The organism is Streptomyces griseobrunneus (assembly GCF_046713465.1).
GTDB classification, from domain to species: domain Bacteria; phylum Actinomycetota; class Actinomycetes; order Streptomycetales; family Streptomycetaceae; genus Streptomyces; species Streptomyces microflavus.
This window is the reverse complement of the sequence record NZ_CP177080.1, coordinates 5,404,507-5,419,992: the sequence shown is the minus strand read 5'-3', so window position 1 is coordinate 5,419,992 and position 15,486 is coordinate 5,404,507. Positions and strand designations below refer to the sequence as shown.

Below are 15,486 nucleotides of genomic sequence, written 5' to 3'. Positions count from 1 at the left end.
CGAAGGTGGTCGGGATGGGAGCCGCACGACGCTCGCCCTGCTCCGGCCGGCACTCGCGAACGGTGCCCCGTCCATCCCGGAGTCTGAGCGCCCCCGCCGGAGGCATCCTCTTGAAGCCGCGGGCTTGGTTCTCGTCTCATGCCCTACGGGCCTATCCACTGCGGGCGCGCGTCGGCGGCGGCAGCGCCGAGCGGGCCGAAGGCAGGAGCGCGGGCGCAGCCAGAGCCGGGAAGCGCGCCCGGCGGAGCGGAGCGCAGCCGGGTGCCTTGATGAGGTAGAGAAACCTGTAACAACTCCGATCGATCTCCTGGCCGGATCGGCCCCCTTGTGCGGCAGGTCGCCCCTTGCTCCCATGGTGGCTGCGCATCGCGGCTGCTGAGGACGAGGTATGGGCGAACTGCGAGTATCGGCATGGAAGAGGTACGGAAAGGACCGGCTATACGTCAGTCAGCCGGATGGCACCACCGTGGCATGGTTCGACCGGGCAACCGGGAGGATCGTCATCGAGGTGGAAGCTCTCCGAGAAGCAGCGATCGAGGCCCTGGCCCCCTACCTCACCCGCTCGCCTGCTTCGAACGCCTTCTCCGTCGCGTCTGACTTCGAGAAGGGGCGCCCCTCTCCTCCCCCACCGGAGTACGACCTAGCTCTTAACCAGCCTGGTGTCAGTCTGCTGCCGAAGCTGCGGGAGGCCACCCCGGGGCTGCTCCAACGTTCCCTGGCATGGATACTCCGGCGTCGCACTGCTGCGTATAGCTGGAACGCGGGCATCGTCGGCGAGCGCACGGTCGGCCGTGAACTTGAACGCCTGTCACGTCATGGTTGGCGGGCCTTGCACTCGATCCCGCTCTCCGCCAGAAACGACATCGATCACCTACTCATCGGCCCCGGCGGCGCGTTCACCATCAACACCAAGAATCATCCCAAAGCATCCATTTGGGTCGGCAACGACATGGTGAAGTTGAATGGAGGTGAGGCCTATCCATACGTTCGAAAAAGCCGTGGCGAGGCAGCTCGTGCCACACGGGTCCTTGAGCGGGGATGTGGCTTCCCGGTGCCGGTCACCCCTCTGATCGTCTTTGTCAAACCAGCTTCCATCAGAGTTGAGCAAACACTTCTGGATGTGCGGGCTCTGAGCGAACGGGACCTGTCGAGCCTTGGTCCACGGTCTGGCGTTCTTGATCCCGCACAGCTAGAGCTCGTGTACGCCGTGGCACGCGACAGTCGCAACTGGGTCGGCAGGTGATGCCGATGAACGTCATCACCGTGGGTACGTTCGGACCATGAACCTCTCTGAGGCCGATGCACGTGAACGCTTCGCAGGCTCTCCGATTGCCCGCCTGGCAACCGCCGATGCCGCTGGCGTGCCGCACATCGTGCCAGTCACCTTTGCCGTGGACGACGACATGATCTATTTCGCCATCGACCACAAGCCGAAGCGCTCTACCAACCTCCGTCGACTGCGCAATATCGCCGAGAATCCCATGGTCTCGGTCATCGCTGATCGGTACGCGGATGATTGGACAGACCTGTGGTGGGCCCGCGCCGACGGACGGGCAGCGATCCGGGACGACGGCGAAGAGAGGGTGAGGGCCCTCAACCTGCTACAACACAAGTACCACCAGTACAAGGAGTCACCACCCCAGGGGCCGGTCGTCGCCATCCATGTAGCTGCTTGGACTGGCTGGGCCTACGCCGGGTGACGATTGTCAGTGCACCCCGTAAGCTGGCTTGCATAGCCAAGTCGAGGTGACCTAGATGGCGGAGAAGGATCTTCCGACGTACCGGAAGATCGCCGACGAACTGCGCACACTCATCCTGCTCGGGAAGTTGCGCTCCGGCGAGAAGCTCAAGTCTGAGAATGAACTCAAGGATCAGTACAGCACCACGCGCGTTACGGTGCGAAAGGCCTTGGCTCTACTCAAGGCCGATGGACTGCTGATCAGCGAGCAAGGTCGGGGCGTCTTCGTGCGGCCGCGCCCCAACGTACAGATGCTCACTACAGGGGCGAACTTCCGCAAGCGGCGCGACACCGGCGTCAGCAACTTCAACGCAGAAGCCGAGGCCCAGGGGCTACGCCCCGAGCAACGCATCCTGTCAGTGGAGTCCGGTCTCGCGCCGGCCGACGTGGCAGATCGCCTCGGGGGCCCCCAAGATGCCGAGGTGATCATTCGACGCAGGGCGTTCTTCGTGAACGAGGAGCCAATGCAACTTGTCGATGGGTACTACCCGTCAACCCTGTTCGCTGGCACCGAGGTTGCCGAGCCCCGCCGTATCCGTGGGGGCGTCAGCCGACTGATCGAAGATCCCTCCGGGCCTGTAGGGCAGCGGATCACGCAGTTCGTAGAAGATCTTGAGATCCGCATGCCTACACCTGCGGAAGCAGCCGCCCTCAAGATTCCACCCGGGGTACCGCTCGCACGCGTGCTTCGTACGGCGCACACATCCGCTGGTCAGGTGGTGGAAGTGCTCGATTCGCGGGTGCCATGCGATCGCCACGTCTTCCGATACGTGATCGACGTTCCCTGATCAACGGTGCTGCCGGAGAGGGCCTTCGGGCCCTCTTTTTTCAACTCACCACTTGCATATCCAAGTTGACCGCCCTACCTTGATGACACAGCTTGCATATACAAGCTGACGACTCGTGGGGGACCTCCTCATCTCTGGTCCTCCGCCTGGCACAGGAGCTGCTGTATGCCGTCCTTCAAGATCGACACTTCTTCCGCTGTCGTGTTCGTGGCGACGCCCCCGACGCCGAAGCTCGTGAGCAAGCAGACCGGCGAGATCGCCATCGACCGTGAGACCGGCGCCCCGCTCGCGACCGTGGGTCTGCTGATCTCGGACGAGGGGGAGGGCAACCTCTACCAGGTGACCGTGCCGAGCACGGGTGTCCCGGAGGGCCTGGCCCCGGGGACGATGGTGCACGTGGTCGGGCTTAAGGCCCGGGACTGGGAGAACACGTTCAACGGTCAGACCCGGCACGGTATTTCGTTCCGCGCGGTGGCCATCACGGTGGGTGCCTGATCATGTCGGACCTGTCCACGGTGATCGAGGTGGCGGGGGCCTTATCGGCTGCCGGTGGCCTCGGCTACGCGAAGGCCCGGTCCCCTCGGGTGTTCTGGTCGCTGGTCGGTGCCCCGGTCGCGCGGGTCCGGTTCACGCTCACGTACCGGGCGACGATGGATGTGTGCGGGCTGACGGTCCAGCCGTCCCGCCTGCGGGCGTTCATGGTCCGCAACCTGGCCCGCCGCCAGGACGTCCAGCCGGTCCCCCCGCAGGTCCGCCGCGTCCGCTACTCCACCACCGGGATGCGGGCCATCCTCCGCCTCCCCGCCGGTCTGGAGCCCGCCGACGTAGCCGCCGCCTCCGAAAGGCTTCGGCACGCCTGGGGCGTCCACTCCGTGCACGTGGTGGAGGTGAAGCCGGGGTTCGTGGAACTGCGGATGACCGGCTACGACGTGCTGCGCCGGGTGAAGATGCCCCGCCGCCTGCCCCGCAAGCTGCTCGCTGGTCCGCTGGTCGTGCCGGTGGCGCTGCGGGAGGACGGCACCGCGTTCGTGCGGGACTACCAGAAGATCCCGCACAGCCTGACGCTGGGTGCGAACCAGTCGGGCAAGTCGATGTATCAGCGCAACCTCGTCTCCGGGCTCGCGAAGCTCCCGGTCGGCCTGGTCGGCATCGACTGCAAACGGGGGGTGGAACAGCGCGGGTACGCGCCCCGCCTCTCTGCCCTCGCCATCACCCCCAACGAAGCCTCCGGCCTGCTGGAAGCCCTCGTGGGCGAGATGGAAGAGCGCTTCGACCTCCTCAGCGACCACGGTGTCTCGGACCTGTGGGGCTTGCCTGCCGCGGTGCGGCCGGTGCCGCTGGTGGTCCTGGTCGATGAGGTCGCCGAACTGTTCCTCGTCTCGGCCAAGAAGGATGAGGACCGGCGGGACCGGATGGTGATGCACATGATCCGGCTCGCGCAGATGGCCCGCGCGGTCGGCATCTATCTGGAGGTCTGCGGGCAGCGCTTCGGCTCCGACCTCGGCAAGGGCGCCACCATGCTCCGCGCCCAGCTCACCGGCCGCGTCGTCCACCGCGTCAACGACAAGCAGACCGCAGACATGGGCCTGGGCGACATCGCCCCCGACGCCGTGTTCGCCGTGACCACCATCGCCCCCGACCGCCCCGGCGTCGCCGTGGCCGGAGATTCGTCCGGCGGCTGGTCCCGGATCCGCACCCCCGCCATGACCCCGGCCCAAGCCGTCGCCATCTGCCGGGAGTACGCCCACCTCACCCCGCACCTTGCCGCTCTGGCACCGTTCCGGCCGGCCGTTTCCACCGCCCCGGCCCCGGGCTCCCCACTCCTCAAGCCCCGACCCGCCACCAGCTAACACCCCTACCCCGCAAGACCGGTTGGCGTGACCGTCTCGCGCCAGGTCCCTACCCCGCCCATGCCCGGAACCGGAAGGAACCCCCGCCATGGCACCTCGACTGACCACCGCCAAGACCCCGAAGACCCCCGCCCCCGTCCCGGTCGAACCGGCGCCGTGCCAGCCGTGCGGCGGAACGGGGAATGTCGCGATCACGGTGCGGGTCGGTCGCAAGCGCCGCCCGGTCGGCCAGCAGGACGGCCTCTGCCTCAACTGCCTGGGCTCCGGCACCGACCCCGACGCCTGACTCCTTCGCCGCGGTGCCGGGCGGTGAACTCTCGCCCTCGCCCGGCCCCGGCCTCGCCCCTTCGAAAGGAGGTGAACCCGTGTCCCGCATCCGTATCGACGCCGTACTCATCCAGGCCGTCATTGCCGGTGCTCTGTCCTTCGCCCACCTGCACGACCTGGCCGCAGCCGCCGGACAAGACGGCTGGAAAGCCTGGGCCTACCCCGTCAGCGTCGACCTGCTCCTCGTCGCCGCCTGGCGCCGTATGCGCACCACCGCGGACAACCGCGCCGCCTGGGCCTGGTTCATCATCGCCCTCACCGCCTCGCTCGGCGCGAACGTCGCCACCGCCGGGCTCCTCGACCTCAACGACGTTCCTGCCTGGCTGCGCATCCTCGTCGCCGGGTGGCCCGCCCTCGCCTTCCTCGGCGGAACCCTCCTCGTCCACAGCCCCATCACTGCGCCCACCGAGACCGCGCCCGTCCCCGCGGCACCGCTGCCCACCCCTTCCGAGCCCGAACCGGTCCCGGACGTGACAGTGGAGCGCGCTCCCGAACTGCCGCCCGCACCCGCTCCGGAAGAAGCCGCGGCACCCGCTCCGGCTCCGGCTTCCGCTCCGACCGCGGCCGTTCCTCCGGCCCTTCTGGATCACGCCCGGAAGCTGGCCGACACCCACCAGGCCACCACCGGCAGCCGGATCGACTCCGCCACCCTCCGCGCCCGCCTCGGCGTCCCCGCACCCCTCGCAGACGCCATCACCGCCCAACTCGCCTAACCCGTAAGGAGGTTCATTCCATGGCGCGCCCGAACCGCTTCACGAACGTGCTCCGCGTCGGCCCCGTCCAGGTCGGCACCCACCACGACGGCCGCGGCCGGACCAAGCACACCGCCGCCTGCACCGCCCCCGGCTGCAACTTCTCCGCCGACTACCTCAACCGCTCCGCCGCCGAACTCGCCGCCCGCACCCACCGCTGCAACCCCTGACAGGAGGCCCACCCGTGTTCACCCCGAAGATCCCGCCCCCGGACACCGCACCCACCCCCGGAACGTCCCTCGTCCAGCCGCTCACCGGCATCACCCACACCCCGGCCTGCACCTGCCACCACACCCCCGCCGCGGCCCCGGCGCCCGCTCCGGTCTCCCGGCCGGCCGTTCAGCTCACCCCGGGATCGCTCCTCGTCGCCGCCGCGGGCGGGACCGCCATGGTCCTGATCATCGGCACGGTCCTCGTCTCCATGCTGCTCGCGACCGCGATCACCGCCGCGTCCGTCGCGATCTGCGCCGTGGTCCTGCGCTCGCTCCTCAACCACACGAACAACCGCTGACAGCCCCCGGGGCGGCCTCAACCGCCAAGTTTCCGCCGCCCCGGGCGCCCATTCCACTTCCAGATCCAACGGACCCGAAAGGGAGATCCCATCATGCCCCAGCCCACCCCGCCCCGGCCGATCTGCGGCCACTGCGACGGCTTCCCCACCGTCACCATCACCACCGGCCAGACCACCCCTGCCGGGCAGCGCCAGACCATCACCGCGAACTGCCCCGCCTGCCGCGGCACCGGCCACACCACCACCCCCGCCCGGACCCACAGCCGGATCGGGGCCTGAGCGCCATGGCCGACCTGACCCCCACCCCGGACCGCCCCGGCCTCCACGTCAGCAAGCCCTCCCCGAACGCCCCGGCCACCGGCTCGGCCGTCTGCCACTGCGGAGCCTCCGCGACCGCGACCGGCGACAACCAGGTGCGTGCCCTGGTTGAGGGCTACACCGCGAACCACGGTGCCGCGCACGGCCGGACGGGCCGCTGACCATGACCACCGCTGCTACTGCGGCGGGCCTGGACCCGGCCACCCTGGGCGATCTGCTGAGGGTGACCGGGTCTCCCGGCTTCGACCGCCTCACCGAACAACTCCGCCGCACCGGAGGCTGCTCCCAGCCCATCCACCTCACCGGCGCCACCAAGACCATCGACCACACCACCGGCACCCTGCTGCACCACTACTCCACGGACACCGAGCCCGGCGGCCGGTTACGGATCGCCTGCGGCAACCGCCGCGCCTCACGCTGCCCCGCCTGCGCCTGGACCTACGCCGGAGACACCTACCACCTCATCCGCGCCGGACTCACCGGCGACCCCGACAAAGGCACCCCCACCACGATCCGAGATCACCCCCGGGTCTTCGCCACCCTGACGGCCCCCTCGTTCGGCCCGGTCCACAACCGGCCCGGCAACCGCACCTGCCGCTGCGGCACCCGGCACCCCGAAGACGCCCCGGAGCTGGGCACGCCGCTCGACCCTGACACCTACGACTACGCGGGGGCGGTGCTGTGGAACAACCACGCCTCCGACCTCTGGCGCTACTTCACGATCTACCTCCGCCGCGAGATCGCCAAGCGAGCGGGACTCACCCAGAAGGCCGCCCGCGAACAGTCCAAGGTGTCCTTCGGCAAGGTCGCGGAGTACCAGAAGCGCGTTGCCGTCCACTTCCACGCGGTGATCCGCTTCGACGGACCCGAGGGCCCGGACACCGCGCCCCCGGCCTGGGCCACCCTCGACCTGCTGGACGACGCGATCCGCGCCGCTGCCGCACGCGTCGAAGTCGTCGTGCCGGCCGTTCCGGAAGCCGGGGTCACGCAGGGGTGGACGCTGCGGTGGGGCACTCAGCTCGATGTGCAGCCCATCGGGGCGTTCGGCAACGGTGAGGACCTCACCGAACAGGCCGTCGCCTCCTACGTCGCCAAGTACGCCACCAAAGCCGCCGAGACCACCGGGACCGTCGACCACCGGGTCGGGAACAAGGAAGCCCTCGTCCTCCTCGACGTCCCCGAGCACCCCCGGCGGCTGATCGAAGCGTGCCTGGACCTGCACCACGCCTACCCGGAACGCAAGCTCCGCGACTGGGCCCACATGCTCGGCTTCCGCGGCCACTTCTCCACCAAATCCCGCGCCTACTCCACCACCCTCGGAGCCCTCCGCCAGACCCGCGCCGACTACCGCGCCGCCGAACAACGCGCCGCCCTCGGCCTCCCCGACCCCGACGACCACCCGGAAGCCACCACACTCACGCTCGCGCACTGGGCCTACGCCGGAAACGGCCACACCCCCGGCGAATCCTGGCTCGCCGCCAACATCCACCGCGACATCCAACACAACCGCGACACCGCCCGCGAACACCGCGCCGAACTCGAAGCCCTCGACGGACCGGAGGTGTGGGCATGAAGCGACCTCTGCCCGACCGCTACCTGACCCCGGTCGATCTGGCCGACCTCCTCGGCGTCCCGATCGAGACGATCTACCAGTGGCGTCGCAAGGACACCGGGCCCCGCGGCTTCCGCGTCGGCCGACACCTCCGCTACGACCCCGAAGACGTACGCGCCTGGGTCTCCTCCCTCATGGAAGAGGCCGCCTGATGGCCGGACACATCCAAGACCGCTGGTACAAGACCGAACCCGGACCCACCGGCAAGCCCGTACGCGTCAAGACCGACCGCTACGGGATCGGCCTGCGCTACCGCGCCCGCTACATCGGCCCGGACGGCACGGAGAAGTCCAAGAGCTTCCCCGACCGGCAGAAGCGCAAGGCTGAGGAGTGGCTGACCCGTATCGCAGCGGACATGGATGCGGGACAGTACATTGACCCGAAGGCCGGGGAGATCGTCTTTCGGGACTACGGCGAGAAGTGGCTGAGCGGGCTGACGACCGATCTGGGTAGTCAGGAAGTCGTGTGCAGGCGCATTCGGTTGCACGCCTTCCCCTACCTGGGCACGCGCCCCATGGGATCGTTCAAGCCCGAGCACATGCGCACCTGGTTGAACGCCCTCCAATCGGCCGTGCCCAACGGCACCTACCGCCGGGCGATCTACGACTCGGTGTCGTCCCTGTTCAATGCCGCGGTAGATGACGGCGTGATCAAGTCCAATCCGTGCCACGCCCAGTCGGTCAAGCCTCCGATCCCGGAACAGCGGCTGATCGTGCCCTGGACCGAGGATCGCGTGCTGAGTGTTCGTTCGGGGATGCCCGACCGGTATGCGGCCACCGTGGACGCTGGTGGAGGTTGCGGTCTGCGGCAGGGGGAGGTGCTGGGCCTCGCGGAAGACAACCTGGACTTCAAGACGGGGTGGGTCCACGTCCGTCAGCAGATCAAGCGCGTGGGCGGCACCCTCGTCTTCGCTCCGCCCAAGCGTGGCAAGCTGCGGGATGCCCCTCTCAGTGACGCGGTGGGAACCGGCTTGCAGGAGCATATGGACTCGTTCCCGCCCGTTGCCGTCACTCTGCCGTGGAAGACCCCGAGCGGTCCCCTGGTGACGCGGAAGCTGGTCTTCACCAGCGCTGTCGGCAAGGCCATCTGGCGGAGCTACTTCGATGACTACGTCTGGAAGCCCGCCCTGGCCCACGCTGGCGTCATCCCGCCCAAGGAACCGGGACAGCGCTACGCTGCCGCTCCTGACGACGGAATGCACGCGCTGCGGCACTTCTACGCCTCGGTGGTCCTGGAAGCCGGAGGGAGCATCAAGGCTCTGAGCACCTATCTGGGGCACTCCGACCCCGGGTTCACGCTCCGGATCTACACTCATCTCCTGCCCAGCAGCGACGAGAAGGCCCGAGCCGCCATGTCGTCCGTGTTCCGGCGGGTCCGCTCACTGGATGACCTCGCGGCGGCGGCCTGACGGCCCACAGACGGCCCACGGCCCCGATTCGGCCCCTACCTGGCGGTTCCGCCCCAGGTCAGGGGCCGAATTGCGTTCTCGGGCCGCCAGAAACACCCCATCTTGCCTGACGTCCATCCCCCAATGGAAACGAGTACGGTCAGGCGCCCGCGACCTGGACGCCGACGCCCCGGGCGCGTAGTTGATCTGTCACTGGCTGTTGTCCGGGGTTGCCGCCGGTCGACGCCGCACACGGTCACTGCTCGGCGTGCTGGCGCGCTTCCTTCCGGCGCAGGACGAACAGGGTGCCGCCGCCGATGACGAGGAGGCCGACGGCGAGGGCCGCGATCATCGGGGTGGTGCTGGAGCCGCCGGTCTCGGCGAGGTCGCCCTCCAGGCCGGAGGTGGTGGTGCCGGTCGAGGCGGGGACGGACTGGCGGGCGCTCTGGGTGCCGACTCCGGTGTCGTCGTCGCTCTGCCGGTCGGCCTCGGCCGCGATGACACTGCCGCTGGTGGCGCAGTCCAGCACGCCGGTGAAGTTCTTCCGGAAGCCGCCGGGGCCGGTGATGGTGAAGTCGTACGCCTGGTCCTCGGCGACCGGGATCGTCACCGTCTCGGTGGCTCCGGCGGCCACGGTGTGCTCGGTGCCGCCGAGCTCGAAGGTGAAGGGCTCGTCCCCCTGGTTGGCCGCGGTGATGTCCACGCCGCCGGCGGCGCAGTTCTTCCGGGCGGTCAGCGCCGGGGCGGCGCCCGTCTCGGCCCAGGTGGCGGTGGCCCGTGCGGAGACCGTGGACTCGCTGGAGCCGGCCAGGATCTGGGTCTGGGTGCGGGTGGTCCCGGCGAACGCCCGGCCGACCGGTACGGAGGTGGTCGTCTGGACGGTCAGCGAGGCGGATCCGTCGGTGCTGCCCTTCGGTACGGCGAAGTAGAGGCGGGCGCCGTCGGTGGCGGAGGTGACGGGCACGCCCTTCTCGTCCGTCACCGAGATGCCGCTCGCCGCCGCGTCCACCGGGGGTGACACGGAGACCTGGTCCGCGTCCGTACGGACGATCACCGGGCCCAGCCGCTCCCCCGCCCGGCCGGAGACCGCCGTGGGCTCCAGCGTCAGGGAGGCCCGGGGTTCGGCGACGTTGCGCGCGCGCTTCTGCAGCCAGTCGGCGAGCTTCTCCGCCTGCTTGTCCGACGCGGTGACATCGGCGTCGTCCGAGTAGCGCCAGATGGCGACCTGGGTGCCCGCGGCGGCGGTCCGCTCGGTGAGCGGGCCGGTGCCCGCCGCCTCGGCCAGTGCGGCGAGGTCGTCGACCTGGGGGTAGGAGTGCTGGAGGATCCACCGGATCTTCCCGGCGTTCCGGTTGGCGCCGAGGGAGGTCTCGGCCCAGGGGGTCTCCAGGTACTTCGCCTGGTCCTGGGTGGGGTTGTGGAGGTCGATGCAGTACGTCTTGAGCTTGCCGCCGCCGTCCACGGTCATCTCGAAGAGCCCGGCGGGCAGCTCCTGCGTACGGTCGGGGGCGCCGTTCTCACCCGGCATACGGAGCACGGCGCTGTCGAAGGTCTTCAGCCCGTCGAGTACCGCCGCCGCGCCGCCCTGGTGCCGGCCCGGGTCGTCGGCGGCCGCCGTGCCCGTCCCGGCGAGGGTGGCCGCCGTGACGAGACCGGAGAGCAGCAGAGCGGTCACCGGGCGGAGGGCGGCCCGGCCGCGCCCCCTCCGTCCGGCCCTGCGGGTCTCCCCGGTGCGCCCGGCCCCGGCGGTCTCCCCGACGCGCGCGGCTCTGCCGCGGACGGCGTGCACCGCCTTCGTGTCGGACGGCGAAGCGGACACAGAAGACGCAGAAAACACAGAATTCCCCTCCGGGCGAGGCCCTCGCGCGTGGTGCGCGTGTGGGGAATGCCCCGCCAGCAGACTCAAGTGACCCATGAGCTCTGGGAATCCTAAGGACCGGGCGAACCACAATCCCCCGTACTGCCCTCGGTCAACCATTCCGAATCGGAATCGTTATCCCCGGGCCGCCCCTCCCGACCAGCCCTTTCAGGACACCGCCACCTTTTCCCGCACGGCGAAGGACACCTCCGTGGTGCCGCCCGGCGGTCCTTCCGACCTACCGTCAGGCCCGTGGTGCGACGGTGACGTCAGCGCCGGTTCGGTCCTGACGACCCGGCGGAAGGCGGCGGTACCGCGGCTCAGGTCGTGGCCCACCGCGACCGCCTCGACGTCCACGAACGTCCTTCGCCCGCCCTCCCGTTCCTCCTCGCGGACCTTCAACCGGCCGTGCACCACCAGAGGTTCCCCGATCCCCACCGAACCGGCCAGATTCGCGGCCAGCGTCCGCCAGGCCCAGACCGTGTAGAAGCTGGTGGGGCCGTCCGTCCAGAGCTGCGTCTCGCGGTCCCGGCGCCTCGGTGTCACAGCAAAGCGGAATCGCGCCATTCCCCCCGTCGCCGTCTCTCGGAACTCCACCGCCGTGGCGGCGTTTCCCACCAGCGTCACCATCGTCTCGTTCATTTTCCGCCCCCCGCTTTCCGTCGTTCCCGTCGTTCCGGTCGTTCCGTCCACCGGTGTGCTGACTTCATGGTGGGCGCCGGGAGCGAATGGCGCGGGAGCCTGTGGACTACTGGCCGGTTGTGGAAAACTCCGTCACCGCCGCATACCGCTCGCGCACCTCCCGGTACCGCACCAGCTCCGCCGAGACCGGGTCCAGGACCCTGGCCCGGCCGCATCCGGCCGCCGCTTCGCGCAGCCGGCGTTCGGCGTCCTGCCCGTAGCGCCGGGCGGGGCCCCGGATCGCCGCCGCACAGGACCACTCCACCAGCGGCCCGCCGACGACTCCGGCCAGCATGATCAGGGCGGGGGTGACGAGCCCCGGCTCCAGGATCCCGACGATCTGGCCGAGCAGCCACAGACCGCCGAAGACCTGAAGCAGCGTCATGGACACCTGGGCCAGCACCGCGGCGGGCCACCACTTCGGCCGGGGCGGCTTGGCCGGCCTCCCGCCGAACGCCGGGCCGGTGGCTGTGCCCCCCACCGCGCCGACCCGCCCGACGCCTCCCGAGCCCTTGCCCGGGCCCTTGGAGGAAGCACCCCCCGCGACCGCCAGCTCGTCCAGCGCCTCCGGCAGCCCCTTCGCCCCGCTGAACGCCGCCTCGCGCACGGCCTGCGCCCAGGGTGCGGGCAGCCCGTCCGCGGCGTCGTCCGCGACGACCCGGACCGCCTGCTCGACCCGCTGCCGGGCGGTCGGCTCCTCCTCGGGCGGGGCGAGCGCCTGGCCCATCCGGTCCAGGCTGCCCGGCAGCCCCCGGGACTCGTACCAGCGCCACAGCCGCAGCCATGGCGTACCGCAGGCGCGCCCGGCGTTCCTGCGCCACTCCCGCTCGGCGGCCTGCCCGGCGGCGGCCGCTCCGACGGCCTCGGCCAGCCGGTCGGCGAACTCCTCACGGGCCCGCTCACCGAGTCCGGGCCGCCCCTCCGCCACGTACACGGGGCGCAGCCGGGCCGCCGCCGCGTCCACGTCGGCGGAGAGGCGGCGGGTGGCCGCCGTGCGGTCCTGGACGAACCGGCCGACCATCTCGCGCAGTTCGGGCACCCCGTCGCCGGTCAGCGCGGACAGGGACATGACGGTGGCGCCGGGTTCGCCGTGCTCGCCGAGCGCCATGCCGTCCTCGTCCAGGAGCCGGCGAAGGTCGTCGAGCACGAGGTCGGCGGCCTCGCCGGGCAGCCGGTCGATCTGGTTGAGGACGACGAAGGTGACCTCCGCGTGCCCGGCCAGGGGGCGCAGATAGCGCTCGTGCAGGGCGGCGTCGGCGTACTTCTCCGGGTCGACGACCCAGATCACCGCGTCGACCAGCGCCAGCACCCGGTCCACCTGGTCCCGGTGGGCGGTCGCGGCGGAGTCGTGGTCGGGCAGGTCGACCAGGACGAGCCCCTGGAGCGCCTCGTCGAAAGCGGCGGGTCCGGGGTGCGGCCTGCGGCGGAGCCTGCCGGGGATCGCGAGGCGGTCCAGCAGGCCGGCGGCCCCGTCGGTCCAGCTGCACGCGATGGGCTGGGAGGTGGTGGGGCGGCGCAGCCCGGTGTCGGAGATCTGGGCCCCGGACAGGGCGTTGAACAGGGTCGACTTGCCGCTCCCGGTGGCCCCCGCGATGGCGACGACCGTGTGCCGGGAGGAGAGCCGCTGCCGGGCGGCCGCCTCGTCCAGTACGCGTCCGGCCTCGGCGAGGGTGTCCCGGTCGAGCCGGGCGCGGGAGAGGCCGACGAGTTCGCGCAGGGCGTCGAGCCGGGTCGGCAGGGGGCCGTCGGAGGGCCCGTACGCCTCGACCTGCGGCTGTACGTCGTCCTCGTCGGGAGGGGAGCCGGCGGCGTCGGGTGAGCCGGCGGAGTCCGTGGAGGTCCTGTCCGTACGGGAGTCTCCGGTTCCGGAATCGTCGCTGCGGGCGTCGGCCGCCGCGGCGCGCCGTGCGATGAGCCCGTCGTCCCAGCGGCCGCCCTTGCCCTGAGCCTCCTTCTCCTTCCGTTCGCCGGTCTCCGTCGTGCCGTTGCCCTGGTCCTCGTCCGTGACGGCGGTCATCGCTGCCACCTCTCCTTCTGCAGTACGGAAAGTGCGGCGATCAGTTCGGCCTGCGGTTCGGGGGCGACGTCGAGCGCGTCGAGCGGGGCGAGCCTGCGCTCGCGTTCGGCGCCGAGCACCTGGTCCAGATAGGTCGTCAGCAGTTCGCCGCCCTTGTCCCTCAGGCGCAGCGCGCCCTGCGCTCCGATGCGTTCGGCGAGCTGCTCCCCCGCCGCTCGGGCCCGCCGGCCGCCGAGCAGGGCCGCCGCGAGGAGGGCGGCGACGGTCTCGGGGTCGGGCGCCACGCTGCGTTCGAGCTGGCGCACCTCTTCCTCGGCGAGCTCCTCCAGGACCCGTCGCCACCGCCGTACGGCCACGGCGATCCGGCCCTCGATGTCCTCGGCCGGCCCCCACCCCCCGGCTTCCCGCCCGGCGCCCTCGAACCGGAAGACTCCGGCGGCGGGCTCGCGGCCCCACTGCGTACGGATCTGCTGGTCGGCGGCGGAGGCGGCGCACTGGAGCAGGGCGATCAGGCTGTCGACCAGCGCTTCGAGGAGTTCGCCGGGTGCGCTGTAGAGGGGGTAGCCGCGCCACCGGGTCCGGGCATCTCCGGAGAGGACCGCTCCACTCTGGAGCCTGCGGCGGATCCGGGCGGCCTCCTTGCCGTAGGCGTCCTCGACCACGCCGGTGAGCCGTACGGACGCCGCGTACTGCGCGGCGACCGCGCCGGCCAGCCCGGGGATCCGTACGTTCAGCGATTCGATGAGCCCGGACGCGGTGCGCCCCACCGCCTGCTGCCGGGCGGCGGGGTCCTGGGTCCGGTGGGTGAGCCAGGCGCGCAGCGGGGCGACGGCGGTGGTGGGGAGCAGTCCGCTGCCGCCGCCCGCGGATTCGGGGAGTTCGGGGATGGTGAAGCGGGGTACGTCCCCGAGCCCGGCGCGGGTCAGGAGCGCCGCGTACTGCCGGGAGACCTCGGCGATCACCTGGTGGGGCACCCGGTCGAGGACGGTGACGAGGGCCGCGTCGTACTCCTTCGCGGTACGCAGCAGGTACCAGGGCACCGCGTCGGCGTACCGGGAGGCGGTGGTGACCATCACCCAGACGTCGGCGGCGCAGATGAGTTCGGCGGCCAGGACCCGGTTGCGTACGACGAGCGAGTCGATGTCGGGGGCGTCGAGGATGGCGAGCCCGCGGGGCAGGCTGACCGCGGTCTCCACCCGCAGCACGTTCCCCTCGTCGTCCGCGCCGGGGCCGAGGTCGTCGAGCCCGTCGGGGTCCCGGACCTGACCCGGCGGCAGCCAGATGCGGGTGAGCTGGGGGAGCACCCGTACGCCGGCGAACCAGTGGTGGTCGTCGGGGTGACAGACCAGCACCGGGGTGCGGGTGGTGGGCCGCAGCACCCCGGCCTCGCTGACCCGGCACCCCACCAGCGAGTTGACCAGCGTTGACTTCCCCGCCCCGGTGGATCCGCCGATCACGGCGAGGAGCGGGGCCTCGGGGTCCTTGAGCCGGGGCAGGAGGTAGTCGTCGAGCTGTGCGAGGAGTTCGACCCTCGTCTGCCGGGCGCGTTCGGCCCCCGGCAGCGGGAGTGGAAGACGCACGGCGGCGACACGGTCGCGCAGGGCGGAAAGTGCGTCGATGAGCTGAGGCCGTACGTCCATGGTCACC

Annotated in this window: 18 protein-coding genes; 14 read left to right on the top strand and 4 right to left on the bottom strand. The window is 70.8% G+C overall.

Features of this window, described 5'->3' with window-relative positions; genetic code table 11:
• Positions 1–388: 388 nt before the first annotated feature.
• The 14 genes from ACK8N7_RS24610 to ACK8N7_RS24545 all read left to right on the top strand — a co-directional run bounded on the left by ACK8N7_RS24610 (position 389) and on the right by ACK8N7_RS24545 (position 9,304).
• On the top strand, positions 389–1,243 hold the full coding sequence (locus ACK8N7_RS24610) for a nuclease-related domain-containing protein (RefSeq protein ID WP_500444166.1): 855 nt from the start codon (positions 389–391) through the stop codon (positions 1,241–1,243).
• Positions 1,244–1,280: 37 nt separating this feature from the next.
• Positions 1,281–1,700, top strand: coding sequence for a TIGR03668 family PPOX class F420-dependent oxidoreductase (locus tag ACK8N7_RS24605; protein ID WP_425845978.1), 420 nt, complete (start codon positions 1,281–1,283; stop codon positions 1,698–1,700).
• 55 nt (positions 1,701–1,755) lie between these two features.
• Positions 1,756–2,526 (top strand): GntR family transcriptional regulator, encoded by a 771-nt coding sequence (locus ACK8N7_RS24600; RefSeq protein ID WP_358727245.1) that lies wholly within the window; start codon positions 1,756–1,758, stop codon positions 2,524–2,526.
• Positions 2,527–2,691: 165 nt separating this feature from the next.
• Complete coding sequence (locus ACK8N7_RS24595) at positions 2,692–3,021, top strand: SCO3933 family regulatory protein (protein WP_031053368.1); 330 nt, start codon at positions 2,692–2,694, stop codon at positions 3,019–3,021.
• A 2-nt stretch (positions 3,022–3,023) separates the two neighbouring features.
• The gene (locus tag ACK8N7_RS24590) at positions 3,024–4,376 is read left to right on the top strand and encodes an FtsK/SpoIIIE domain-containing protein (protein WP_500444165.1); all 1,353 of its coding nucleotides are present in this window, start codon (positions 3,024–3,026) and stop codon (positions 4,374–4,376) included.
• Between the two features lie 88 nt (positions 4,377–4,464).
• Positions 4,465–4,662: a hypothetical protein gene (locus tag ACK8N7_RS24585; protein ID WP_500444164.1), complete on the top strand. Its 198-nt coding sequence runs from the start codon at positions 4,465–4,467 to the stop codon at positions 4,660–4,662.
• Positions 4,663–4,741: 79 nt separating this feature from the next.
• Complete coding sequence (locus ACK8N7_RS24580) at positions 4,742–5,416, top strand: DUF2637 domain-containing protein (protein ID WP_500444163.1); 675 nt, start codon at positions 4,742–4,744, stop codon at positions 5,414–5,416.
• Positions 5,417–5,436: 20 nt separating this feature from the next.
• Entirely contained in the window at positions 5,437–5,625 is a 189-nt protein-coding gene (locus tag ACK8N7_RS24575; RefSeq protein WP_030075804.1) for a mobile element transfer protein, read from the top strand.
• A 14-nt stretch (positions 5,626–5,639) separates the two neighbouring features.
• Positions 5,640–5,966 (top strand): SpdD protein, encoded by a 327-nt coding sequence (locus ACK8N7_RS24570; RefSeq protein WP_397701328.1) that lies wholly within the window; start codon positions 5,640–5,642, stop codon positions 5,964–5,966.
• 93 nt (positions 5,967–6,059) lie between these two features.
• Positions 6,060–6,245 carry a hypothetical protein gene (locus ACK8N7_RS24565; protein WP_500444162.1) on the top strand — a complete coding sequence of 62 codons (186 nt, stop codon included), beginning with the start codon at positions 6,060–6,062 and terminating at the stop codon, positions 6,243–6,245.
• Between the two features lie 5 nt (positions 6,246–6,250).
• Positions 6,251–6,445 (top strand): hypothetical protein, encoded by a 195-nt coding sequence (locus ACK8N7_RS24560; protein WP_364442668.1) that lies wholly within the window; start codon positions 6,251–6,253, stop codon positions 6,443–6,445.
• A gap of 2 nt (positions 6,446–6,447) precedes the next feature.
• A complete protein-coding gene (gene repSA, locus ACK8N7_RS24555; protein WP_500444161.1) occupies positions 6,448–7,857 on the top strand; it encodes a replication initiator protein RepSA in 1,410 nt (469 codons plus the stop codon).
• Positions 7,854–8,048 carry a helix-turn-helix transcriptional regulator gene (locus ACK8N7_RS24550; RefSeq protein WP_364805917.1) on the top strand — a complete coding sequence of 65 codons (195 nt, stop codon included), beginning with the start codon at positions 7,854–7,856 and terminating at the stop codon, positions 8,046–8,048. Before repSA ends, ACK8N7_RS24550 begins: the two co-directional genes overlap by 4 nt.
• Entirely contained in the window at positions 8,048–9,304 is a 1,257-nt protein-coding gene (locus ACK8N7_RS24545; protein WP_500444160.1) for a tyrosine-type recombinase/integrase, read from the top strand. The genes ACK8N7_RS24550 and ACK8N7_RS24545 overlap by 1 nt, the downstream gene beginning before the upstream one ends.
• Before the next feature lie 235 nt (positions 9,305–9,539).
• On the opposite strand, the gene ACK8N7_RS24540 is transcribed toward ACK8N7_RS24545, so the two are convergent.
• From ACK8N7_RS24540 to ACK8N7_RS24525, 4 genes are all read right to left on the bottom strand, one after another.
• Positions 9,540–11,120: a Cys-Gln thioester bond-forming surface protein gene (locus tag ACK8N7_RS24540; RefSeq protein WP_500444159.1), complete on the bottom strand. Its 1,581-nt coding sequence runs from the start codon at positions 11,118–11,120 to the stop codon at positions 9,540–9,542.
• Positions 11,121–11,309: 189 nt separating this feature from the next.
• Positions 11,310–11,783: a single-stranded DNA-binding protein gene (locus ACK8N7_RS24535; RefSeq protein WP_500444158.1), complete on the bottom strand. Its 474-nt coding sequence runs from the start codon at positions 11,781–11,783 to the stop codon at positions 11,310–11,312.
• A gap of 106 nt (positions 11,784–11,889) precedes the next feature.
• Positions 11,890–13,839, bottom strand: a complete 1,950-nt coding sequence (locus tag ACK8N7_RS24530) for a GTPase (RefSeq protein WP_403218935.1) — start codon at positions 13,837–13,839, stop codon at positions 11,890–11,892.
• A complete protein-coding gene (locus ACK8N7_RS24525) occupies positions 13,836–15,479 on the bottom strand; it encodes an ATP-binding protein (RefSeq protein ID WP_500444157.1) in 1,644 nt (547 codons plus the stop codon). The genes ACK8N7_RS24530 and ACK8N7_RS24525 overlap by 4 nt, the downstream gene beginning before the upstream one ends.
• Between the last annotated feature and the right edge of the window lie 7 nt (positions 15,480–15,486).

Coding starts and splice junctions, on each gene's coding strand:
- ACK8N7_RS24550 (WP_364805917.1), top strand. CDS start 7,854: ATGAAGCGACCTCTGCCCGACCGCTACCTGACCCCGGTCGATCTGGCC.
- ACK8N7_RS24530 (WP_403218935.1), bottom strand. CDS start 13,839: ATGACCGCCGTCACGGACGAGGACCAGGGCAACGGCACGACGGAGACC.
- ACK8N7_RS24595 (WP_031053368.1), top strand. CDS start 2,692: ATGCCGTCCTTCAAGATCGACACTTCTTCCGCTGTCGTGTTCGTGGCG.
- ACK8N7_RS24585 (WP_500444164.1), top strand. CDS start 4,465: ATGGCACCTCGACTGACCACCGCCAAGACCCCGAAGACCCCCGCCCCC.
- ACK8N7_RS24560 (WP_364442668.1), top strand. CDS start 6,251: ATGGCCGACCTGACCCCCACCCCGGACCGCCCCGGCCTCCACGTCAGC.
- ACK8N7_RS24565 (WP_500444162.1), top strand. CDS start 6,060: ATGCCCCAGCCCACCCCGCCCCGGCCGATCTGCGGCCACTGCGACGGC.
- repSA (WP_500444161.1), top strand. CDS start 6,448: ATGACCACCGCTGCTACTGCGGCGGGCCTGGACCCGGCCACCCTGGGC.
- ACK8N7_RS24590 (WP_500444165.1), top strand. CDS start 3,024: ATGTCGGACCTGTCCACGGTGATCGAGGTGGCGGGGGCCTTATCGGCT.
- ACK8N7_RS24575 (WP_030075804.1), top strand. CDS start 5,437: ATGGCGCGCCCGAACCGCTTCACGAACGTGCTCCGCGTCGGCCCCGTC.
- ACK8N7_RS24600 (WP_358727245.1), top strand. CDS start 1,756: ATGGCGGAGAAGGATCTTCCGACGTACCGGAAGATCGCCGACGAACTG.
- ACK8N7_RS24610 (WP_500444166.1), top strand. CDS start 389: ATGGGCGAACTGCGAGTATCGGCATGGAAGAGGTACGGAAAGGACCGG.
- ACK8N7_RS24525 (WP_500444157.1), bottom strand. CDS start 15,479: ATGGACGTACGGCCTCAGCTCATCGACGCACTTTCCGCCCTGCGCGAC.
- ACK8N7_RS24545 (WP_500444160.1), top strand. CDS start 8,048: ATGGCCGGACACATCCAAGACCGCTGGTACAAGACCGAACCCGGACCC.
- ACK8N7_RS24605 (WP_425845978.1), top strand. CDS start 1,281: ATGAACCTCTCTGAGGCCGATGCACGTGAACGCTTCGCAGGCTCTCCG.
- ACK8N7_RS24535 (WP_500444158.1), bottom strand. CDS start 11,783: ATGAACGAGACGATGGTGACGCTGGTGGGAAACGCCGCCACGGCGGTG.